This is a genomic window from Sphingomonas sp. URHD0057, from assembly GCF_000620665.1.
Classification (GTDB): Bacteria; Pseudomonadota; Alphaproteobacteria; order Sphingomonadales; family Sphingomonadaceae; genus Sphingomicrobium.
Map to the genome: position 1 here is coordinate 44,492 of NZ_KK211163.1, position 21,113 is coordinate 65,604.

Sequence of the window (21,113 nt, forward strand, 5' to 3'; positions counted from 1 at the left end):
CGGCTGCAACGCAAGCGCGCACCGGCTAATTAAGGAAGCATGGGCTTGAACGAAACTGCAAGTCGCGAAGGTCGATCAACCCCTTTGCGATTCCGCCCAGGCTGGAGCCTCGCGTCTATCTTCGTGCTCCTGCTGGCCGCCTATTACGTCGTGTCGACCTGGCGGACATTCTATCATCCGATCACCACCGACTTCGCCAGTTTCTGGGCCGCCGGCAGGCTGACACTCCAGGGCGCGCCGTGGGATGCGTACAACATCCCGGTCCACAAGGCGCTCGAGCTGACGACGGGCGCTTTGAAGAGTGGCGTGAACCCCTTCCCCTACCCGCCTCCGTTCCTGTTCTTCGTCGCGCCGTTCGGAGCTGTGCCTTATTGGATCGGCATTTTCCCGTGGGTCGGCATTACCGGCGCGCTTTACGTCTGGGCATGCCGCCGGGCGGCGCCGATGCCTTATGCGCTGATCCATCCGGCCGCGCTCGTGAATGCGCTGATCGGGCAGAACGGGTTCCTGACCTCGGCGATCTTCATTGGCGGCACGTCATTGTTGTCGACACGGCCCTGGTTGGCAGGCGCAATCCTGGGCGTGCTGGTGATCAAGCCGCAACTCGCGCTGTTGCTGCCGGTGGCGCTGATCGCCGCGAGGGAATGGAAGGCGATTGCCGGCGGGGTGGCCACCAGCTCGATCCTGCTGCTGCTCGCGCTGATCGCGTTTGGAATCACGACCTATCAGGCGTTCCTGGCGATCCTGCCGCACTACACCGCGTTCGTGCAGCAGGGGATGCTGCCGTGGAACGAGCTGGCGAGCGTATTCGCGCTGTGCCGGTTCATGGGATTGCCGGAGACGCCATCGCTCATCGTTCACGCAATGGTGGCGGCGGCGGCGGCGCTGGCTACCTGGCACGCATGGTCGCGCGATCATCCCGCGAAGGTGCCGGTCCTGTGCGCGGCGACGCTGCTGATCCCGCCATATATTTATACCCACGACACGCTGCTGATGGTCGTGCCGATGGCCTATTTCATCCAGCGTAACCCGCGTCCGGCGCTCGTCTTCATCCTGTGGTTGTTCTGTGCGCTGCCGTTCGCCAGCTACGCCGATTTGTACCCGGGGCCGAACACCATCCCGATTGCGGCGATACTGTCGATGGGTTTCCTGCTCAGCTCGCCTGAACCAGCAGCGAGCGCAGCGCATCGCGGAACTGGTGGAGCTTCTCGCCCTCGAGCTGGCCGGGGCCGCCGGTCAGCTTGACCGACATCGGGTTGACCGGGCGGCCGTTCTTCAAAACCTCGTAATGGACGTGCGGGCCGGTCGACAGGCCCGATGAGCCGACATAGCCGATGACCTGGCCCTGGCGGACCACCTCGCCGGGGTAAGCGGCAAGGCGGCTCATGTGGCCGTAGCGCGTCTGGATGCCGCCGCCGTGGGCGATCACCACCTCGCGCCCGTAGCCGCCGGCCCAGCCGGCCGCGACCACTTTGCCCGGCCCCGCCGCCGCGATCGGCGCGCCGTAGGCGGCGGCAAGGTCGACGCCCTGGTGCATCCGGGCATAGCCGAGGATCGGGTGGAAACGGTTGCCGAAGGCCGAGGTCACCCGGCCCGACACCGGCAAATGCATGGTGGTCGAGCTCTCGCCGCCGACGCCGTCGGCGTTGAGCCAGACGATCTGCTTGCCGTCGGTCCATTTCAACAGCTCGACATCGGCGCGGGCGACGCGGTCGAGCCCGGCATAGACGAGCTGAGCGGGGCGGCCGTCCTCGCCCTCGAGGATGATGAGGTCGAACTTGTCGTCGACGCTGAGGCCCTGGCGGAGGTCGAACGCGCGGGAGAGAAGCGCGACATATTCGCGGCCCTGGCGCTCGGGCACGCCGGCGGCGAGCATGGCGCGGCTCAAGTCGTCGCCGACGCGGCCGGCGAAGCGCTGCTCATTTGCGCTGGCGGCTGGGGCTGGAGCTGCGGCGGCGTAGCGTTGCGGCCGGACCTGCGCGATCGGGGCGCCGTGCGCGGGTGCCGGGCCTTCGAGCGCGCGGGCGCCGCTGACGACGAGAATGGCAAGGGTCACCGAGCCGAGCGCCAATGGGACCGCGCGGCGCCGAGTCGTTGACGCACGGAACGAGCGCGCGCCGAGACGCGCGTCGCTTCCCCTCACGGGTTCCGTGGTTGCCCCCAACAGACTTTGCACAGCCGTTTGCCCCCCAAAGTGGCGTCGGCTCGGTTCCGTCCTTATTGTCCCGCGTCCGGGCGCCCCGCGTCAAGTGCGATCTTTCATGAGGCGGAGAAGGAACGTCCCGATCCGGCATTCGTCGAGCGAGGCGGCGGTTCGTCGAAGGCGGGTGGGCTGTCCCGGAACTTTCACACTTGGGTTGCAATAAGCCATGAATTGCCCAAAGGCGCCCGCGTCGCCTGCCGGGCCCAAGCCAAGGATTAGCGATTGATCGACGAGCGTGCCCCCAGCCGCCGCCGCGCCCTGAAGTCCCTGCCCGCGCTGGCCGGCGCAGCGCTGCTGCTCGCCGCGTGCGGGTCTTCCGGCGACACTGCCGGCGGACGCGGTGCCGGGCGCGGCGGCCCGACCCAGGTCGGCTATGTCATCGTCCAGCAGGGCAGCGCGCCGATCGAGCAGCAGCTGCCGGGGCGGATCGCGGCGTTCCAGGTGTCCGAAGTGCGGCCGCAGGTGTCGGGCGTGGTCCAGCGGCGGCTGTTCACCGAGGGCTCGTTCGTGCGCCAGGGCCAGACGCTCTACCAGATCGACCCCAGCGTCTATAACGCGCAGGCGGCGCAGGCCCAGGCCAACCTCCAGAGCGCGCGGGCGAGCGCCGAGGCGGCGCGGACGCGGGCGGCGCGCTACAAGCCGCTGGCGCAGATGGAGGCGATCTCCAAGCAGGACTATACCGACGCGCTGGCCCAGGCGCGCCAGGCCGACGCCTCGGTCGCGCAGAACAATGCGCTGCTGCGGAGCGCGCAGATCAACCAGCGCTTCACCCGCGTGCCGGCGCCGATCTCGGGCCGGATCGGGCTGTCCGCCGTCACCGAAGGCGCGCTCGTCACCGCCAACCAGGTCGACGCGATGACCACCATCACGCGGCTCGATCCGGTGTTCGTCGACATCCAGGAATCGGCGGCGGATCTGCTCGCGCTGCGCAATGCGCTGAGCCGCGAGGGCGCAGTGCCGACGACGGCGCAGGTGCGCCTGAAGCTCCCCGACGGCAGCTATTACGGCTTCACTGGCACTGTCGAATTCGGCCAGGTGCTGGTCGATCAGGCGACCGGCACGGTGACGCTGCGGGCGCGGTTCGCCAACCCGCAGTCGGTGCTGCTGCCCGGCATGTTCGTGACCGCCGAGTTCGCGCAGGCGATCGACACCAGCGCGTTCCTGGTGCCGCAGCCGGCGATCACTCGCGACCCCAAGGGCAATGCCACGCTGTTCGTGGTCGGGCCGGGCAACAAGGCGGTCCAGCGCACCGTTGTCGCTGAGCGCACGCAGGGCCAATATTGGGTGGTGACCCAGGGCCTCGCGGCGGGCGAGAAGGTGATCACGCAGGGCACCGCCAACCTCAAGGACGGAGCGCCGATCAAGCCGGTGCCGGCGAGCGCGCCGCAGCGCATCCAGGCGCCGCCGCCGGGAGCAATCAAGAAGACGGGCGCCAACCAGCGCGGCGGCGGCTAGCGGATGTCGAAGATCTTCATCGATCGCCCGATCTTCGCCTGGGTGATCGCGATCATCATCATGCTGATGGGCATCGGCGCGATCGTCTCGCTGCCGGTCGCGCAATATCCGGACGTCGCGCCGACGCAGATCAATATCCGGGCAAGCTACCCGGGCGCGTCCGCCGCGACGCTCGAAAGCAGCGTCACCCAGATCCTGGAGCAGCAGCTCACCGGCATCGACGGGATGCTTTACTTCCAATCGTCGTCGACCGCGCGGGGACAGGTCTCGATCAGCGTCATCCTGACCAAAGGCATCAATCCCGACATCGCCCAGGTGCAGGTGCAGAATGCGATCCAGACCGCGATCTCGCGCCTGCCCCAGCAAGTCCAGCAGCAGGGCGTTCGCGTATCCAAGGGGTCGCCCGACCTGCTGCTGATCGTGGCCATTTACGACAGCACCGACAAGAGCACGAACTTCGACGTCTCCGACTGGCTGACGACCAACATGCAGGATGACCTTTCGCGCATCCCGGGCGTCGGGGACGTCAACGTGTTCGGGTCGTCCTACGCCATGCGCATCTGGCTCGATCCGCAGAAGCTGGCCAGTTTCCAGCTGATGCCGGGCGACATCGTCACGGCGATCCAGAACCAGAACACGGAGCTCGCGGTCGGCGAAGTCGGCGGGCTCCCACAACCCGAGGGGCAGCTGCTCAACGCCACGGTCACGGCGCAATCGCGGCTGCAGACGCCCGACCAGTTCCGCAACATCATCGTCAAGGCGGATCCGAGCGGCGCGCGCGTGCTTCTCGGCGAAGTCGCGCGGGTCGAGCTCGGCGCCGACAATTATTCGGCGCGGATCCGTGCCAATGGCCATCCCGGTGCCGGCATCGGCATATCGCTGGAACCCGGTGCCAACGCGCTCCGCACCGCCAATCTCGTCAAGGCGAAGGTCACCGAGATCGCGCCGCGGATGCCGGCCGGTTATTCCTACGCTTACGCCAACGACACCAGTGATTTCATCAAGCTGTCGATCTGGGAAGTGGTGAAGACGCTGATCGAGGCGATCGTCCTTGTCGTCATCGTCATTTTCGTATTCCTGCAGAGCTGGCGCGCGACACTGATTCCGTTCATCGCCGTGCCGGTCGTGCTGCTCGGCACCTTCGCGGTCCTTTACGCGCTCGGCTTCTCCATCAACACGATGACCTTGTTCGGGCTCGTCCTCGCCACCGGCCTGCTGGTCGACGACGCGATCGTCGTCGTCGAAAACGTCGAGCGCCTGCTCCAAGAGAATCCCGAGATGACGCCATACGAGGCAACGGTCACCTCGATGAATCAGATCCAGATGGCTCTGATCGGAATCGCGCTGGTGCTTTCGGCGGTCTTCCTCCCGATGGTCTTCTTCGGCGGTTCCACCGGCGTCATCTACCGCCAATTCTCGGCAACGATCGTCTCGGCGATGGTACTGTCGATCTTTATCGCTCTGACGCTGAGCCCGGCGATCGCCGCCAACCTGCTTCGGCGCAACCATGCCACCGTCGGCGAAACCTGGGTCGGCCGAAAGGCGCCCCGCCTCGCCCACGCGGTCGAAACCGGCCGCCTGAAGTTCAACCGGGGCTTCGAGCGGCTGATCCATTGGTACGTCGGCACGGTCCACCGCGTGGTCGACCGCAAGTGGATCTTCGTTGGCATCTACGCCGGCGTCGTCCTGTTGCTGGTGCTGTTGTTCCTGCGGCTGCCGACCGGCTTTCTGCCGAGTGAGGACCAGGGCGCCGCGCTGATCCAGTTCCGGCTCCCCGCGGGTGCCACCATGACCCGGACCCTGACCGTCCAGCGACAAGTCGAGGATTACTTCCTGAAAGGGCCCGAGAAGAAGAACGTCAAAACCTATTTCACGGTCGCCGGCGGCGGACAGGGCGCGGCGGGTCAGAATACCGGTCAGGCCTTCATCAACCTTGCGGATTACGCCAAGCGGACCGGCAGCGCGAACAGCGCCGACGCGGTCGTGCAGCGCGCGTCCGGCGCGTTCCGCAATCTTCGCGACGCCCAGGTCTTCGCGCTCGTGCCCGGCGCCATCCGCGGGCTCGGGCAATCGAGCGGGTTCACGATGGAGCTCCAGAACACCGGCGGCATGTCCGAGCAGGCTTTTGCCGCCGCGCGCGACCAGCTGCTTGCGGCGGCGAATGCGAATCCCAAGCTGACCCAGGTCCGCCTCAGCGAGCTCCCCGACGTCGCCAGCTTGAAGGTCGACATCAACCAGCAGCGCGTCGCCGCGCTCGGCCTGAGCTCCAGCGACGTCAACAACACCATCTCGACGGCCTGGGGCGGACGGTACGTCAACGACTTCGTCGACCGCGGCCGGGTGAAGCGCGTCTATGTGCAGGGCGACGCGCAATATCGCTCCGAGCCCAAGGCGATCGATCAATGGTTCGTTCGCAACAACCAGGGCGGCATGGTGCCGTTCAGCTCATTCGCCCAAAACTCCTGGATGACCACGCCGACCAGCCTGTCGCGCTTCCTCGGCTATCCGTCCTTCGAGATTTCGGGACAAGGCGCTTCGGGCGTGAGCTCGGGCGACGCCATGAACACTATCGAGAACCTGGCATCCCAAGTACCGGGGATCAACGTCGCCTGGGCCGGTCAATCCTACCAGGAGCGGCTGTCCTCGGGACAGGCGCCGATCCTTTACGGGGTGGCGCTGATCGTCGTCTTCCTGTGCCTTGCGGCCCTCTACGAGAGCTGGTCGATCCCGGTAGCGGTACTACTCGTGATTCCGCTCGGCCTGGTCGGCGCGATCCTGTTCGTCACGCTGCGCGGAATGCAGAACGACGTCTATCTTCAGGTCGGGCTGATTACGACCATGGGCCTGTCGGCGAAGAACGCGATCCTGATGGTCGAATTCGCCGAGCGCTCCGAAAAGCAGGGCAAAAGGGTCATCGACGCCGCGATCGAAGCGGCGCGAATCCGGCTTCGCCCGATCCTGATGACCAGCTTCGCCTTCATCTTCGGCGTGCTTCCGCTGGCGCTCGCCACGGGTGCCGGCGCCAACAGCCGCGCGGCGATCGGCACGGCGGTCATCGGCGGGATGCTGACCGCGACGATCCTCGCCGTCTTCTACATCCCCCTGTTCTTCGTGCTCGTCCGCCGCAGCGTGCGCGAAGGCATCAAGAAGCTGAAGGCCCGCATCGGCAAACAGCGAGAGGCGCAAGCGTGAAGCGGCTTGTCTCCCTCATCGCCCTGCTCGCCACCGGCTGCGCGACCATGGAGCCGGCCGTCGTCCAGCCGGACCCGGCGATCCCGGCCTCGTGGCCGACCGGCGATCCATATTTGGCGCAGGCGGAGATTGGGTTGCCGACCCTCACCTACCAGCAGGTGTTCCAGGACCCGCGCCTGCAGACTTTGATCGCGGAAGCACTCGTCAACAACCGCGACATGATGGTTGCGGCGTCGAACATCGCGGCGGCGCGCGAACAATATCGCATCCAGCGAGCGGACCTGCTGCCGACGGTCAACGCCAATGCCGGCGTGACCGTTTCGGGCGACAAGACCGACAATCTCAGCGCCCAATACCAGCTGGGCGCGAGCGTCCCGAGCTTCGAGCTGGACCTGTTCGGCCGCGTGCGGTCGCTGACCAAGGTCCAGCTCGAGCGCTATCTCGCGACCGAGGCCGGGGCGCGCTCGACGCGGTTGGCGCTGGTCGCCGACATCGCCAGCGCGTGGGTGACTTACGGCGCGGATTCGAGCTTGCGGCTCATCGCCGAGCAGACGGCCGCGAGCGCCGAGAAAAGCGTGCGGCTGACCCGCCTGCGCCTCGAAGGCGGGATCGCGCCGCGAACCGACCTTCGCCAGGCCGAACAGGTGTTGAGCGGTGCCGAGGCCGACCTCGCACGGCAGCGGACCGCCGTGGCCCAGGACGTCAATGCGCTGCAGCTGCTGGTCGGAGCACCGATCGACCCAACCCTCCTGCCCGGTTCGATCGACCAGGCATTCGGAACCATTGCGCCGGTTCCGGCCGGGCTCGATTCCTACGTGCTGCTGAGACGCCCGGACGTGATCCAGGCCGAATATGACCTGCGCGCGGCGAACGCCCAGATCGGCGCCGCGCGCGCTGCGCTGTTCCCGCGGATCACGCTCACCGGCCTGCTCGGCTTTGCCAGCACCGCTTTGGGCAGTTTGTTGTCGGGCGGACTCGGATTCAGCGCCGGGGCGGATGCGACCTACACCATCTTCCAATCGGGCGCGGGACACGCCAACGTCCGCTTGTCGGAAGCCCAGCGCAACGCCGCGGTCGCCACTTATCAGAAGGCGATCCAGACCGCGTTCCGCGAAGTCGCCGACGCGCTCGCCCGGCGGGGCACGATCAACGACGAGATCGCGGCCCGCCAGCGGCAGCAGGCGGCGACGGCGGACACCTATGTGCTGACCGAGGCCCGCTACCGCGAGGGGATCGACCCGTTCCTGACGGTCCTCGATTCGCAGCGGTCCTATTATTCGGCGCAGCAGGTGCTCGTGCAGACCAAGCTCACCGCCGCGCAGAACATCATCACCATCTATCAGGCGATCGGCGGCGACGCGCTGCTGCAGGCGACGCCGGTGTGTCAGCCGCTCCCGGGCGACAGCAATGCGAGCAGCGCGAAGCTCGCCAGCCAATGCTCGCCGGCATAGTCGCCGGCGATATGGGGCAGCGCCGCGGCGAGATGCTCGTCCGCTGAAGCTTCCGCGACCGAGCGCTCCCTTCCCTCGAGCAAGGCCGCAATCTCGCGCCAGCACCAGGCGCGGCTGAGGTTGACCCCGTCGAGGTGCGCGATCTTGCCGTCGCTCCGGTTGCTAACGGTTGCGGGAGCGAAGAGGGTGGCGGGTTGGCGATCGGCCATGCTGGGGAGGAAGCCGGCGAACCAACGCGGGAAGCTATCGAGATGCAACCGCGCCATGCACGCGGCCTCCATCAGAGCGGATGACAGGAACTCATCGCCGCCCGGCTCCCACGCCTGGCAGTCGCGGTCGTTGCCGAACCAGTCGAGCGCGCGGGCGCGCATGAGTTCGGCAAGCGGCGGGTCGAAACGCTCGGCCCACTCCACTGCGAGGCGCAGCGCGAAGCTAATATTGAAATGGGTACCGACCCGGATCGGGTAAGTCAGCACGGCCAGATAATCGTGGAAGCGCTGGGCGAAGGCGCGCGCCAATGGCTCGAGGTTTGCAGCCCACGCTTCGCCGTGCCGCGACGCTTCGAGATGGAGATAGAGCAGCCACGCCCAGCCGTAGGGGCGCTCGAACCCACGGCTCAACGGCTGGTCGAGATAGGCGCGCTCGATCTCGACCTTGTCCGGCGTAAAGCTGGCGCCGGCGAGGTCGGCGATGGCCCCGGCTTCCGGACCGTCCGGAAACAATCGGCGCAGGGTGAGCAAAGTCCACCACCCGTGAACGCAGCTGTGCCAGTCGAAGCTGCCGAAGAAAATCGGATGGAGGACGCGCGGCGGGGCGAGGTCGCCGTCGCTGGTCAGCACCTGGTCGAGCTTGTGCGGATATTCGCGAGTCACGTGACCGAGGGCGATTTGCGCCATGCGCGAAGCTAGGCCGGCGTCGAGCTTCATCGAAACGCCGCGAAGTAGATGATGAGGAGGTTCAAGACGAGCAGGGGCAGCGCCGTTGCGACCTGCGCCTTGACCACGCCATTCTGGTCCTTGAGCTCGAGCAGGGCCACGGGGACAAGGTTGAAGGTGGCGGCCATGGGAGTCATCAGCGTCCCGCAGAAGCCGGCGAGCATCCCCACCGCGCCGACCACGGCAGGGTCGCCGTGATAGCCCTGGATCAACAACGGCACGCCGATCGCCGCCGCCATCACCGGGAAGGCGGCGAAGGCGTTGCCCATGATCATGGTGAAGGCGACCATGCCGACGCCGAACACGACGACGGTCAGGAACACATTGCCTTCCGGAATGATCGAGCGCGCGAGCGAGCCGATGATGTCGCCGACGCCGGCCGCGGCGAACAGCACGCCGAGCGCGGCGAGCATCTGGGGCAGCACGGCCGCCCAGCCGATCGCGTCCATCAGGCGACGCCCTTCCTGCAACGGGGCGATCGGCGGCGGCTTCAGCCAGGCGAAGATGGTGGCGAGGGCGATGATCACGCCGAGCACGAGGAAGACATAGGTTTCGCGCTTGGGCTCGATCCAGCCGAGGCCGCCGATCGGCGTGTAATTGTAGACCAACGTGCCGACGAGCGCGGTGACGGGAATGATCAGCGCCGGCAGGAACAGCCGGTTGCCGAGCCGCGCCGACCACCGCGCGCGCTCCTCGTCGCTGGTGGTCGGAGGATGGCTGCGGCCGAGGAGCTTGAACCCGGCGATGCCGGCGAGGCCGAGGACGAGCAGGCCGTTGGCGAAGTCGCCGATCCAGTCGCCGGCGAGCAGGCTGACCGCCATCAGCCCCCAGAACGCGGCATTGCCCAGGCGCTTGGCATTGGCCCGGTCGGCCAGCGACAGAACCGCGAAGGCGGCGAACATTGTGCCCGCGACCGCGTAGAGCCAGGGCATGGTGATCATGGCCGGCGCCGCCTCAGCTTGCGGTCGAACCACAGCAGCCGCGCCGAATGGATGAGGAAGGCGCCGATCGCGCTCGGGATCGCCCACAGCGCGAGGTGCAGCGGCTCGATGTCGTAGCCGTGGGTGGCCAGGATCTGCTGAATGAGGACGATCGAGCCGATCGCGATGAAAATGTCCTCGCCGAAGAACAGCCCGACATTGTCGGTCGCCGCCGACATCGCCTTGACCTTCTCGGCGGTCTTGTCGTCGAGCGCGCCATGCTCCTTCTCGGCCGCGGCGAGCGCCATCGGAGCGACCAGCGGACGCACCGTTTGCGCCTGCCCCGCGGTCGACTGCAACCCGATCGCCGCGGTCGCTTGGCGGTAGATCAGGTAGAGGATCAGCAACCGCCCAACCGTCGCGTTCCGCATCCGCCGGATCAGCGCCGCCGCCTGCTGCTGCAGGCCAAAGCGCTCGAGCAGGCCGATCACCGGCAGTACGATCCACACGATGGCGATGATGCGGTTGTCGTTGAACGCCTTGCCGAAGGTCGCGATGACCGTGACCGGGTCCATCCCGCCGAGGAGGCCGGTGACGATCGCCGAGCCGGTGACGACCAGCATCGGGTTCATCCTGAGCGCGAAGCCCACGACGACGAGCAGGATGCCGAGCAGCGGCCAGTAGCTCATTCGCGCGCTCCATAGCCGCCGCCGCCGGGCGTCTCGATGACGAAGCGGTCGCCCGGCTGGACTTCGGCGGAGTCGGTCGCGGTGAGCATTTCGACCGAGCCGTCGCTGCGTTCGACCCAGTTGCGCCCCGCCTGCGCGTCCGCCCCGCCGGCAATGCCGCGCGGCGGCACCCGCCGGCGATTGGCGAGGATGTTGGCGCGCATCGGCTCGAGGAAGGTGACGGCGCGCACCACCCCGTCGCCGCCCGCGTGCAGGCCGGGGCCGCCCGAGCCGCGGCGGATCGCGAACTGGTCGAGGCGAACGGGCAGCCGCGTCTCGAGGATCTCGGGATCGGTCAGGCGGCTGTTGGTCATGTGCGTCTGAACCGCGCTCGTCCCATCGTGATCCGGTCCCGCGCCCGACCCCCCGGCGATCGTCTCATAATATTGGTGGCGGTCGTTGCCGAAGGTGAAATTGTTCATCGTCCCCTGGCTCGGCGCGAGGCGCCCGGTGGCCGCGAACAGCGCGTCCGTCAGTACCTGGCTGGTCTCGACATTGCCCGCGACGACGGCGGCGGGATAGCGCGGATTGAGCATCGACCCTTCGGGAACGATCAGCTCGATCGGGCGCAGGCACCCGTCGTTCATCGGAATCGCGTCGTCGATCAGCGTGCGGACGACGTAAAGCGAGGCGGCGCGGACGATCGAGAAAGGCGCATTGAAATTGTCCAGCAGCTGGTCGCTCGTGCCGGTGAAATCGAAGGTCGCCGACCGCGCCGACTTGTCGATCGAGATGCGCACCCGGACGCAGGCGCAATTGTCCATCTCGTAATGGAACTCGCCATCGTCGAGCCGGTCGAGTAGGCGGCGAACCGACTCTTCGGCGTTGGCGAGGACATGGCCCATGTAGGCGGCCACGACCTCCGGCCCATAATCGCCGGCGGTCTGCGCCAGCACTTCGGCGCCGCGCGTACAGGCGGCGAGCTGTGCCTTCAAATCGGAGATGTTGCGGTCGGGATTGCGCGCCGGCCATTCGCCCGCGCCGAGCAGCGCGCGCATCTCCGCGTCGCGGAAATGGCCCTCGTCGACCAGCAGCTCATTATCGATCAGCACGCCTTCCTGATCGATCGAATGGCTGTCGGGGGGCATCGATCCGGGCGCGATCCCGCCGATGTCCGCGTGATGTCCGCGCGCGGCGACGAAGGCGGCGGGATCGGCATCATCATCGTAGAACACCGGAACGATGACGGTGATGTCGGGCAAATGCGTGCCGCCGCGATAGGGGTCGTTGAGGACGTAGGCATCGCCGTGGCGGATGCCGCGCCCGTCCCGGCACTCTCCGCGCGTGTCGATGATCGTTCGGATGCTTTCGCCCATCGAACCCAAATGCACCGGGATATGCGGCGCGTTGGCGATGAGCGCGCCGTCGCGGTCGAAGATCGCGCAGGAGAAGTCGAGCCGCTCCTTGATGTTCACGCTCGTCGCGGTGGACTGGAGCGCGACGCCCATCTCCTCGGCGATGGCCATGAACAGGTTGTTGAAGATTTCCAACCGCACGGGATCGACGTCGGTGCCGATCGCCTTGGCGCGGTCGAGCGGTGTGTGTCGGGTGAGGATGAGCGTCCCGTCCTCGGCCCGCTGGGCGCGCCAGCCGGGTTCCACAACGATGGTGGAGGTAGGATCGAAGATCAGTGCCGGGCCGATGTGAGGCCCCTCCACCGTCCGCTTCGCGGCCGGTCCCCCTCCCCGTTCCGGAGAGGACTTGCCTACAGCCTCGACGACCAGCGCGTCGACGATCACCTCCGCGCCCTCGTCCCAATAGCCGAAGCGGCGGCGGTGAAGGTCGGTGAAGGCGGCGTGCATCGCGTCGACCGGTGCCACCTCGATTTCGAGCGTGGTGTCGCTGCCGGCGGTCCGTAGCCGCGCGCGCGAATGCAGTTCGATGCGCTCGACAGGTACATGCTGTTCAACCAGCGCATCGCGGGCGCGTTGCTCGAGGTCGCGCAGTGCAGGCGAAAAATCCTCGGCGAGCGGCTTGAGCAGCGTGGCGTCGCGGATCGCCTTCACGTCGGCGATGCCGATGCCGTAGGCCGAGAGCACGCCGGCGAGCGGGTGGATGAGGATGCGCTCCATCCCCAGGGCATCCGCCACGGCGCAGGCATGCTGACCGCCGGCGCCGCCGAAGCAGGCGAGCGTGTAACGGCTGACGTCATGGCCTCGCGCGATCGAAATCTTGCGGATTGCAGCGGCCATGTTGTCGACCGCGATCTCCAGAAAGCCTTCGGCGATTTGCTCGAGGCTTTTCCCGCCGACCGCGTCGGCAACTTCTTGCAGCCTGATCCGCGCCGCATCGGGATCGAGCGGCTGGTCGCCGTTCGGGCCGAATACCGCGGGAAAATGAGCGGGGTCGACGCGGCGTAGAAAGACGTTGCAGTCGGTGACCGTCAGCGGGCCGCCGTTGCGGTAGCAGGCGGGGCCGGGCTTGGCGCCAGCAGACTCAGGCCCGACCCGGAAGCGCATCCCGTCGAAACGGCAGATCGATCCGCCGCCCGCGGCAACCGTGTGGATCTGCATCATCGGCGCGCGAATCCGGACCCCCGCGACGACGCTCTCGTCGGCCAGCTCGAAATGGCCGGCATAGTGCGATACGTCGGTCGACGTGCCGCCCATGTCGAAGCCGATCAGATGGCCAGCTTCGTGGGGCGCGCTCGCCGCGACCATGCCAACAACGCCGCCCGCGGGACCGGACAGGATGGCGTCCTTGCCGCGGAATGCCGTCGCCTCCGCGAGGCCGCCGTTGGATTGCATGAAATGCAGGTCCGTGCCGTGAGGCAGCCCGGCAGCGACCCGGTCGACGTAACGGCGGAGGACCGGCGACAAATAGGCGTCGACCACCGTGGTATCGCCGCGTCCGATCAACTTGATCAGAGGCGCAACCTCGTGGCCGACCGAGATTTGGGTAAAGCCCAGGTCGTCCGCGATTTCGGCAAGCCGCGCCTCGTGCCCCGGATAGCGCCAGCCGTGCATGAGCAGGATCGCCAGGGAGTCGATCCCGTCGGCTCGGATGAGCTCAAGCCCTGCCCTCGCCTGACCTTCGTCGAGCGCGATCAAAGTCTCGCCGTCGACGCCGACGCGCTCGTCGATCTCGACGGCGCGCTCATACAACATCGACGGCAGGACGATGTGACGAGCGAAGATGTCGGGCCGCGCCTGATAGCCGATCCTCAAAGCGTCGCCGAAGCCGCGCGTGATCGCCAGTCCGACACGCTCACCCTTGCGCTCGAGCAGCGCATTGGTCGCGACCGTCGTGCCCATCCGCACTTCCGAGACCGACCCGCCCTCTTCAGCCAGGATCCGACGGATCGCCTCCAGCGCGGCGTCGGCATATTGGCCCGGATTTTCCGACAGCAGCTTTTCGACCCGCACCTGTCCCTCGGCGGACCGGCCGACGACGTCAGTGAAGGTGCCGCCACGATCGATCACGAAGGTCCAGCTGCTCCCCATGCAGGAGCCTCTAGGGCCTTTCAGCGCGGGACTGCACCCCCTAAGGAACCGCCATGACCGTTCTCGTCACCGGGTCCGCAGGCTTCATTGGCGCCGCCACCGCGCGGGCCCTGCTCGAGCGTGGCCAGGAGGTCATCGGGATCGACAACCTCAACCACTATTACGACCCAGCCCTGAAGCGGGCCCGGCTCGATAATCTCGGCCGGCAGTTCGGGAACAGGTTCGGCTTCGAACAAGTGGATTTCGCCGACGCGGACGCGCTCAATCGCCTCGGCGACGACCATCGGTTCGACGGCATCGTTCACCTGGGCGCGCAGGCCGGCGTCCGTTACAGCATCGAGCACCCGGCGGCGTACGTTCAGTCGAACCTGGTCGGGCACTGCAACATGCTCGAGCTCGCCCGGCAGCGTGGCACGCGGCACATGGTCTATGCATCCTCGTCGTCCGTCTATGGCAGCAACAAGAGCCTTCCGTTTCGGGTCGAAGACCGCGTCGACCACCCGCTCTCCATGTACGCGGCAACCAAGAAGGCCGACGAGCTCCTGAGCGAAAGCTATTCGAGCCTGTACAAGGTCCCACTAACCGGCCTGCGCTTCTTCACCGTCTACGGGCCGTGGGGCCGCCCCGACATGGCGATGTGGATCTTCACCAAGGCATTGTTTGCGGGCGAGCCGTTGCCGCTGTTCAATCGTGGCGAGATGCGCCGGGATTTCACCTATATCGACGACATCGTGCGCGGCATCGTCGCTTGCCTCGACTCCCCGCCCGCCGACGACGGCTCGCTCAAGGCCGGCGGAAGCACCAGCCCGCACGCGCTCTACAATATCGGAAACAACCGCAGCGAAGATTTGATGCGCGTCGTCGAGCTGCTCGAGCAAGCGACCGGCAAGAAGGCGTTGCTTTCGCCCGAGCCGATGCAGCCCGGCGACGTCAAGGAGACGTTCGCGGACATCAGCGCGATCGAGCACGACCACGGGTTCAAGCCCACGACCAGCATCGACGAGGGCGTGCCGAAGTTCGTCGCCTGGTACCGCGATTACCACAAGGTCTGACGGCTGAGCCTGCCGCCGCTCCTGCAAAAACTGCGCATCCCGGTGATCGGTGCGCCGATGTTCATCGTCTCGACGCCCAAGCTGGTCATCGCGCAATGCACCTCGGGGATCGTCGGCAGCTTTCCCGCTCTCAACGCCCGCCCGGCCTCGCTGCTGGACGAGTGGCTGCATGAAATCACCGAGGCGCTCGCGGCGTGGGGCCGCGAGCATCCCGAACGGCCGTCGGCGCCATTTGCGGTCAACCAGATCGTGCACCGCTCGAACGACCGGTTCGAGCAGGACATGGCGGTGTGCGCCAAGTGGCGGGTGCCGATCGTCATCACCTCGCTCGGCGCTCGGGTCGAGTTGAACGAGGCGGTCCATTCGTGGGGCGGGATCACGCTCCACGACGTGATCGACGACCGCTTCGCGCGCAAAGCCGTCGAGAAAGGCGCCGATGGAGTCATCGCCGTCGCGGCCGGGGCCGGCGGGCATGCCGGCCGCTGGTCGCCCTTCGCGCTGCTGCAGGAAATCCGCGGCTGGTTCGACGGGCCGCTGATCCTGTCGGGCGCGATCGCCAACGGCGGCGCAGTGCTGGCGGCCCAGGCGGCCGGCGCCGACCTCGCCTACGTCGGCTCGCCGTTCATCGCGACGGAGGAAGCGAACGCGCCCGAGGCGTACAAGCAGGCGATTGTCGACAGCGGCGCGGCGGACATCATCTACAGCGACCTGTTCACCGGAGTGCACGGCAATTATCTGCGCTCGTCGATCGTCAACGCGGGGCTCGACCCCGACGACCTTGCCGCGGGCAGCCTCGACACGATGAAGTTCGGTTCGGATGGAACGGCCAAGTCGAAGGCGTGGCGCGACGTCTGGGGCTCGGGTCAGGGCATCGGCGTGATTGACCGGGTGCAGCCAACCTTGGAATTCGTGGACTTGCTTGCAGACCAATATGCGGCGGCGAGGGCACGGCTCAGCGCCTGATCACCAGGCCGCTTCGTAGAGCCGGAGCGCGTCCGCTTCGGTGATCGCGCAGGGATTGTTGATCAGCATGCGCTCCCCGAGCATGGCGTCGCGGGCGAGGCGCGGCAGGTCGTCCGCAGTAATGCCGTGATCGCGCAGGCGCAGCCGCAGCCCGCTTTCGACGCAGAGACGCTCAAGCCCGTCGATCAGCGCGCGCACCCGGCCCTGGCTGCCGGCGCCCTCACACCCCGGATCGACGATCGGCGCAAGCTCGGCATAGAGCGCGCGCGCGGCTTCGGCATTATGTTCGAGGACCGGGCGCAGCATCAATGCGTTGCTGAGCCCGTGCGGCAGGTGATGCACGCCGCCGAGCGGATAAGCGAGCGCGTGAACTCCGGCCACCGGCGCATTGGCGAAGGCGATGCCGGCGAGGTGGGCGCCGAGCAGCATCGCCGAGCGCGCGTCGAGATTGTCCGGCTCGTCGCAGGCGGCAACGAGGTTCCCTGCCAGCAGGCGAAGCGCGTCGCGGGCAAAAGCGTCGGACAGCGGGTTCTTGAGCCTGGCCGAGGTGTAGGCCTCGACCGCATGGACGATCGCATCGACGCCGGTCGCGGCGGTGACGTGTCGTGGCAGGCCGACGGTGAGATCGGAGTCGAGCAAGGCGACGTCAGCTAGCAACGCCCAGGCGTTGACCGCCAGCTTCACTCCGCGGTCGCAAGTGATGACCGAGATCGGAGTGGCTTCGGACCCGGTCCCCGCCGTGGTCGGCACGAGCGCGAGCGGCAACCGCGAACCGCGGGCGAGGCCGACCCCCCAGATGCTATCGAGATCGTCGCCCGAGCCGAGCAGATAAGCCGCGAGCTTGGCGACGTCCATCGGGCTGCCGCCGCCGAACCCGACGACCGACGCCGCGCCTACCGAGCGACCGAGCTCCACGGTGGTGAGCAGGGTTTTGCGCGACGGATCGGCTTCGACCGCGTCGAACAGGGCGACCTCGCGCCCGGCGCCGTTCAGCGCATCGCGGCAGCGGTCGAGCAAGCCCAAGCGGAGGACGCCGGCATCGCTGACGAGGAGGCATGGCCCATCGGGCAGGGCGTTGACCAGATCCTGAAGCTTGTCGCCGCCGCACAGCAGCATCGGGCCCGGATGAAAGGTGAAGCTGCGCATGGGAACGCGCAACTAATCAGGCGGACCGGTCTCCGACAAGTCCTCGCTCGAGGCGGCCCATCAGCGCCCGCGCCGGGCTTTGCGCCACCTCGGCCTCGACCGTCCCGTCGTCGATGCGGCGGACCCGCGCGTAGAGCTCGGCGCTGGCGTTGATCAGCCGCCGCGCGGCCTCGGGCAACTGATCGATCACCGCCGGATCGCTGTCCTGGGCATTGCCCAGCCGGCGCTCCGGACGACGGCCCTCGCGGCTCGCAATCTCGCCCGATTCGATGGCCCGCTGGGTCAGCAGCCAGGCGACAATGTGCATGATCCGCGTCGTGACCTTCAGCGACTCGCAGGCGAAGCCGACGCGCGCGAACGGCTCCAGCGTCGAACGCTCGTCGCGCCCGGCGTCGTCGAAGTAGGAGCGCGCCTCGTCGGCAAGCAGCATCGCCTCGGTATAAAGCGAGTCGATCAGCCGCGACGTGATCCGCGCTTGCGGTCCGGGCAGGTCCGAGTCGTCCATCGGCCAAAGACTGCCATTCTTCATGACCGGTGGAAACGCTTGAGTTTCGGGCATGGGCGCCCGCGCCTCCTGAAAATGTCCCCCGACGGGACAGCTTCCTCAGGCGATGATGTCGGGAACGTTCGAATCGCGAATGCGCTCGATGTGGTCCTTGAGCAGGAGCTTGCGGCGCTTCAGCCGCGCCAGCTCGAGTTGGTCGCCGGTCGGCTCGGCGGACAGGAACCGGATCCGCTCGTCGAGCGCGCGGTGCTCGGCCTTGAGCCCGGCAAGGTCGGCAGCGGGTTCATCGTCGTTCATCGCGCCCGCCCTTTAGCCGAAGTCCGCGGCGGCTGGAACGCGGCCGACGACCCGCGCGCCAAAACCGCCGAGCCGAGAAATCGCCCGAGACAATCCGCCCGTTTCGTGATTTATTACGCGGTGGTGACACACTGACGGAAAGGACCGGCACCAATGGACAAGGCAATCGCCGAGGAACTCGAATCGAAGCATGCCGCGCTCCACGACCTCATCGAAGAGGAGGAGCATCGAGCCCACCCTGACGAAGACCTTCTCCACCGCCTCAAGAAAGAAAAACTGAGGCTCAAGGACGAAATCGCCGGCCACCTCCTGCATTAGAGGCGGCCTTTTTTATGCGCGGCGGCAACGGGTCGCCGCGCCTGCCCATAAGGGCTGCCGTGTTTGCCGCAGCCAAGCGCTCGCCGGCAGGCCTTACTATTCTCTCGTGAAACGTCCGGCCGTGGCCGGGTCAGTCGTCCCTTGAAACGCGCTCGATGCGTTCGTGGCGCTCTTGGGCTTCGACGGTCATCGAGGCGGTCGGGCGGGCTTCGAGGCGGGCGAGCGAGATCGGCTCGCCGGTCACTTCGCAATAGCCGTACTCGCCCTCGTAAAGACGGCGGATCGCGCAATCGATCTTGGCGATCAGCTTGCGCTGGCGGTCGCGGGTGCGGAGCTCGATCGACCAGTCGGTCTCGCTCGAGGCGCGGTCGGCAAGGTCGGGCTCGCGCATTGAATCGACCTGGAGCTGGGCCATGGTCGCGCGCGATTCATCGACGATCGCTTCCTTCCACGCCTTGAGCTTCCTCAGGAAGTAAGCGCGGTGCTTCGCGCACATGAACTTTTCGCCGTCGGAAGGCCGATAGCTTTCCGTCAGCGCGATGCGGTCGAATCGTTCGAAATCGTCGCCGCCATAAAGGTCGACAAGTGCCGTCGCCATTAGTCCCTCCCCGCGGGACTTCCGGGCTTCCGGAAGCCCCAAAACGCAGCCCCCGCTGCGACCGGGCCACCGGGCAGCCGGAGGCGATTACTTCTGACTTTCCCGGGACTTAGAACCCGCAAGAAAGCCAGTCATCCCCAACGCGGCCTATAGATAGGCGCCAAGGGCTTAACAAGAACTGACGGTCGCGAAGTGAAGAAATCGCCGAGATGTTGCGAATATGGCGCAATGCCTTCCCGCGGTTGCGGCATTTCCGCTGCTCGCCCATAGCCGCGGCATGCGGATCCTGCTGACCAACGACGACGGCGTGAACGCCCGCGGGCTCAAGCTGCTCGAGGCTGCCGCCCGCCGCTTGTCGGACGACATCTGGATCGTCGCCCCCGCCGAGGAGCAGTCCGGCGCGGGCCATTCGCTGACGCTGACCCAGCCGGTCCGCCTGCGCCGGCACGACGAGCGCCGCTTCTCGGTCACCGGCACCCCGACCGACGCGGTGATGCTCGCGCTCGCGCACGTGATGAAGGACGAGCCGCCCGACCTCATCCTGTCGGGGATCAACCGCGGCGCCAACCTGGCCGAGGACGTCACGTACTCGGGCACGGTGTCGGCGGCGATGGAGGGCGCGCTCGCCGGGGTGCGCTCGATCGCCTTGAGCCAGGCCTATTCGCGCGAGGGCATGGGCGACACTGTGCCGTTCGCCGCGGCCGAGGCGTGGGCGGACCGGGTGCTGGCGCCGCTCGCCGCGTTCGAAACCGGGCCGGGCACGTTGATCAACGTGAATTTCCCCGCTTTGCCCCCCGACGAAGTCCGCGGCATTCGCATCTGCCGCCAGGGCCTGCGCGATTACGGGCGCCTGCGCATCGTCCAGCGCACCGATCCCCGCGGCTACGATTATTATTGGTTCGGGCTGGGGCCACTGGTCCATACACCGGGTCAGTCGACCGACCTCGAAGCCATCGCCGACGGCTACGTCTCGGTCACTCCGCTGCACCTCGACCTCACGCACGATGCGTCGATCGCCGGCCTGCGCAACGAATTTGCGGCCACGCACGAGGTTATCCCATCAAAGTAATACTTTGATGGGGCCCCAAAGACCGCAGCCGCAAACCGAATTCGAGAAATGATCTAGCTTATTTGCCGCGTTCGCTGCGCCCGGCCGGGGGCGGAGCGCTGTTGGTCGAGGACGCAAGCCAGGTCGAGCTCGACCCGCACGAGCTGGTCAGGGTCAGCGGCTGTCCCGCCTGGAACGGAGACGCGTAGGGGAAGCATTCCTGCGCCGCGCCGGTGCTGAGGCAAAGCTGGCCATTGGCCGCGCTCCACGTCCCCGCGACCGTGTTGCCGCCCGGGGTCATGATCCGCGCCGAGCCGCCCGGATCCAGATAGACGGTGTTGCTGACGCCGTTGGTGGTCACCGTGACCGGCTGACCGACGATCTCGCTGCCCGGCACCCATGCCTGCGCATAAGCAATTCCGGAAAGCGAGGTCATGAGCGCCAATGCGCCGGCAGCGCGTACCAAATACAGGCTCTTCATGACGCCTCCTTATCCTGGGCTAACCGATGACGTTCCTGATCAGGCCGGGCTGTTGGAATTGTTGTTGTTCTTGCGGACCAGGAAGTAAATGAGCGCACCCGCGGCAAGGGCGCCGAGCCCAAGCAGCAGCGGGTCGAACGCCAAGCCACCACCCGCGGCCTCGACCGGCGGAACCGGGATCGGGGCCGGCGGCACGCTTTGCGCCACCGGCGGCGCAGCGTCGGTCACCGGAAGCACGCAATTCGCGGGCGCCTGAGCAGCTGCGGCAACCGCGGCGGCACCGCACAAAGCGGCAGCCGGAGCGCCGCCGGTCATCGCCGACAATGTCGCCCACGGATTGGCAAAAACGGGGGCAGCGCTCGATGCGGCAACCGCACC

Annotated in this window: 18 protein-coding genes and 1 pseudogene; 8 read left to right on the forward strand and 11 right to left on the reverse strand. The window is 67.1% G+C overall.

Features of this window, described 5'->3' with window-relative positions; genetic code table 11:
* The first annotated feature begins 123 nt into the window (after positions 1–123).
* Positions 124–1,245 carry a glycosyltransferase family 87 protein gene (locus N539_RS18020; RefSeq protein WP_051531890.1) on the forward strand — a complete coding sequence of 374 codons (1,122 nt, stop codon included), beginning with the start codon at positions 124–126 and terminating at the stop codon, positions 1,243–1,245.
* Here the strand turns inward: N539_RS18020 and N539_RS17440 are convergent.
* Positions 1,154–2,056: a M23 family metallopeptidase gene (locus N539_RS17440; RefSeq protein ID WP_197018446.1), complete on the reverse strand. Its 903-nt coding sequence runs from the start codon at positions 2,054–2,056 to the stop codon at positions 1,154–1,156. The genes N539_RS18020 and N539_RS17440 overlap by 92 nt on opposite strands.
* Positions 2,057–2,428: 372 nt before the next feature.
* On the opposite strand from N539_RS17440, the gene N539_RS17445 reads away from it, so the two are divergent.
* The 3 genes from N539_RS17445 to N539_RS17450 are packed head-to-tail and all read left to right on the forward strand — an operon-like array spanning position 2,429 to position 8,301.
* A complete protein-coding gene (locus N539_RS17445; protein WP_231463146.1) occupies positions 2,429–3,658 on the forward strand; it encodes an efflux RND transporter periplasmic adaptor subunit in 1,230 nt (409 codons plus the stop codon).
* A 3-nt stretch (positions 3,659–3,661) separates the two neighbouring features.
* Entirely contained in the window at positions 3,662–6,850 is a 3,189-nt protein-coding gene (locus tag N539_RS0114530) for a multidrug efflux RND transporter permease subunit (protein WP_028970843.1), read from the forward strand.
* Positions 6,847–8,301: an efflux transporter outer membrane subunit gene (locus tag N539_RS17450; protein WP_051531892.1), complete on the forward strand. Its 1,455-nt coding sequence runs from the start codon at positions 6,847–6,849 to the stop codon at positions 8,299–8,301. The genes N539_RS0114530 and N539_RS17450 overlap by 4 nt, the downstream gene beginning before the upstream one ends.
* On the opposite strand, the gene N539_RS0114540 is transcribed toward N539_RS17450, so the two are convergent.
* The 4 genes from N539_RS0114540 to N539_RS0114555 are packed head-to-tail and all read right to left on the reverse strand — an operon-like array spanning position 8,235 to position 14,327.
* Positions 8,235–9,227, reverse strand: coding sequence for a DUF2891 domain-containing protein (locus N539_RS0114540; protein WP_028970844.1), 993 nt, complete (start codon positions 9,225–9,227; stop codon positions 8,235–8,237). The two genes, N539_RS17450 and N539_RS0114540, sit on opposite strands and share 67 nt — an antisense overlap.
* Complete coding sequence (locus tag N539_RS0114545; RefSeq protein WP_028970845.1) at positions 9,224–10,177, reverse strand: DUF979 domain-containing protein; 954 nt, start codon at positions 10,175–10,177, stop codon at positions 9,224–9,226. The genes N539_RS0114540 and N539_RS0114545 overlap by 4 nt, the downstream gene beginning before the upstream one ends.
* Positions 10,174–10,845, reverse strand: a complete 672-nt coding sequence (locus N539_RS0114550) for a DUF969 domain-containing protein (RefSeq protein ID WP_028970846.1) — start codon at positions 10,843–10,845, stop codon at positions 10,174–10,176. The genes N539_RS0114545 and N539_RS0114550 overlap by 4 nt, the downstream gene beginning before the upstream one ends.
* On the reverse strand, positions 10,842–14,327 hold the full coding sequence (locus N539_RS0114555) for a hydantoinase B/oxoprolinase family protein (protein ID WP_028970847.1): 3,486 nt from the start codon (positions 14,325–14,327) through the stop codon (positions 10,842–10,844). Before N539_RS0114555 ends, N539_RS0114550 begins: the two co-directional genes overlap by 4 nt.
* A gap of 53 nt (positions 14,328–14,380) precedes the next feature.
* Between N539_RS0114555 and N539_RS0114560 the strand changes: the two genes are divergently transcribed.
* Together N539_RS0114560 and N539_RS0114565 are read left to right on the forward strand one after the other, a co-directional pair.
* Positions 14,381–15,379, forward strand: coding sequence for an NAD-dependent epimerase/dehydratase family protein (locus N539_RS0114560; RefSeq protein ID WP_028970848.1), 999 nt, complete (start codon positions 14,381–14,383; stop codon positions 15,377–15,379).
* Between the two features lie 3 nt (positions 15,380–15,382).
* Positions 15,383–16,342 (forward strand): NAD(P)H-dependent flavin oxidoreductase, encoded by a 960-nt coding sequence (locus N539_RS0114565; RefSeq protein ID WP_028970849.1) that lies wholly within the window; start codon positions 15,383–15,385, stop codon positions 16,340–16,342.
* Here N539_RS0114565 and N539_RS0114570 read toward each other — a convergent pair whose 3' ends face one another.
* The 3 genes from N539_RS0114570 to N539_RS0114580 form a co-directional block, all read right to left on the reverse strand.
* The gene (locus N539_RS0114570) at positions 16,343–17,488 is read right to left on the reverse strand and encodes an iron-containing alcohol dehydrogenase (protein WP_028970850.1); all 1,146 of its coding nucleotides are present in this window, start codon (positions 17,486–17,488) and stop codon (positions 16,343–16,345) included.
* A gap of 16 nt (positions 17,489–17,504) precedes the next feature.
* On the reverse strand, positions 17,505–17,993 hold the full coding sequence (locus tag N539_RS0114575; protein ID WP_037553074.1) for a DUF1465 family protein: 489 nt from the start codon (positions 17,991–17,993) through the stop codon (positions 17,505–17,507).
* 99 nt (positions 17,994–18,092) lie between these two features.
* Entirely contained in the window at positions 18,093–18,290 is a 198-nt protein-coding gene (locus N539_RS0114580; RefSeq protein WP_028970852.1) for a DUF465 domain-containing protein, read from the reverse strand.
* A gap of 153 nt (positions 18,291–18,443) precedes the next feature.
* On the opposite strand from N539_RS0114580, the gene N539_RS18285 reads away from it, so the two are divergent.
* The gene (locus N539_RS18285; RefSeq protein ID WP_081774410.1) at positions 18,444–18,608 is read left to right on the forward strand and encodes a YdcH family protein; all 165 of its coding nucleotides are present in this window, start codon (positions 18,444–18,446) and stop codon (positions 18,606–18,608) included.
* A gap of 130 nt (positions 18,609–18,738) precedes the next feature.
* Here N539_RS18285 and dksA read toward each other — a convergent pair whose 3' ends face one another.
* The gene (dksA, locus tag N539_RS0114590) at positions 18,739–19,104 is read right to left on the reverse strand and encodes an RNA polymerase-binding protein DksA (RefSeq protein WP_443027631.1); all 366 of its coding nucleotides are present in this window, start codon (positions 19,102–19,104) and stop codon (positions 18,739–18,741) included.
* A 379-nt stretch (positions 19,105–19,483) separates the two neighbouring features.
* On the opposite strand from dksA, the gene surE reads away from it, so the two are divergent.
* Positions 19,484–20,275 carry a 5'/3'-nucleotidase SurE gene (gene surE / locus N539_RS0114595; RefSeq protein ID WP_028970855.1) on the forward strand — a complete coding sequence of 264 codons (792 nt, stop codon included), beginning with the start codon at positions 19,484–19,486 and terminating at the stop codon, positions 20,273–20,275.
* Positions 20,276–20,333: 58 nt separating this feature from the next.
* On the opposite strand, the gene N539_RS0114600 is transcribed toward surE, so the two are convergent.
* Both N539_RS0114600 and N539_RS0114605 read right to left on the reverse strand, forming a co-directional pair.
* A complete protein-coding gene (locus N539_RS0114600) occupies positions 20,334–20,735 on the reverse strand; it encodes a hypothetical protein (RefSeq protein WP_028970856.1) in 402 nt (133 codons plus the stop codon).
* A 39-nt stretch (positions 20,736–20,774) separates the two neighbouring features.
* Positions 20,775–21,113, reverse strand: a pseudogene (locus N539_RS0114605) (hypothetical protein); the annotation flags it as partial.

What these genes read in the sequence shown, in the direction of transcription:
- N539_RS18285 (WP_081774410.1), top strand. Translation starts at nt 18,444, where the DNA reads ATGGACAAGGCAATCGCCGAGGAACTCGAATCGAAGCATGCCGCGCTC.
- N539_RS0114555 (WP_028970847.1), bottom strand. Translation starts at nt 14,327, where the DNA reads ATGGGGAGCAGCTGGACCTTCGTGATCGATCGTGGCGGCACCTTCACT.
- N539_RS0114570 (WP_028970850.1), bottom strand. Translation starts at nt 17,488, where the DNA reads ATGCGCAGCTTCACCTTTCATCCGGGCCCGATGCTGCTGTGCGGCGGC.
- surE (WP_028970855.1), top strand. Translation starts at nt 19,484, where the DNA reads ATGCGGATCCTGCTGACCAACGACGACGGCGTGAACGCCCGCGGGCTC.
- N539_RS0114540 (WP_028970844.1), bottom strand. Translation starts at nt 9,227, where the DNA reads ATGAAGCTCGACGCCGGCCTAGCTTCGCGCATGGCGCAAATCGCCCTC.
- N539_RS0114575 (WP_037553074.1), bottom strand. Translation starts at nt 17,993, where the DNA reads ATGGACGACTCGGACCTGCCCGGACCGCAAGCGCGGATCACGTCGCGG.
- N539_RS0114530 (WP_028970843.1), top strand. Translation starts at nt 3,662, where the DNA reads ATGTCGAAGATCTTCATCGATCGCCCGATCTTCGCCTGGGTGATCGCG.
- N539_RS0114600 (WP_028970856.1), bottom strand. Translation starts at nt 20,735, where the DNA reads ATGAAGAGCCTGTATTTGGTACGCGCTGCCGGCGCATTGGCGCTCATG.
- N539_RS0114560 (WP_028970848.1), top strand. Translation starts at nt 14,381, where the DNA reads ATGACCGTTCTCGTCACCGGGTCCGCAGGCTTCATTGGCGCCGCCACC.
- N539_RS0114550 (WP_028970846.1), bottom strand. Translation starts at nt 10,845, where the DNA reads ATGAGCTACTGGCCGCTGCTCGGCATCCTGCTCGTCGTCGTGGGCTTC.
- dksA (WP_443027631.1), bottom strand. Translation starts at nt 19,104, where the DNA reads ATGTGCGCGAAGCACCGCGCTTACTTCCTGAGGAAGCTCAAGGCGTGG.
- N539_RS0114545 (WP_028970845.1), bottom strand. Translation starts at nt 10,177, where the DNA reads ATGATCACCATGCCCTGGCTCTACGCGGTCGCGGGCACAATGTTCGCC.
- N539_RS0114580 (WP_028970852.1), bottom strand. Translation starts at nt 18,290, where the DNA reads ATGAACGACGATGAACCCGCTGCCGACCTTGCCGGGCTCAAGGCCGAG.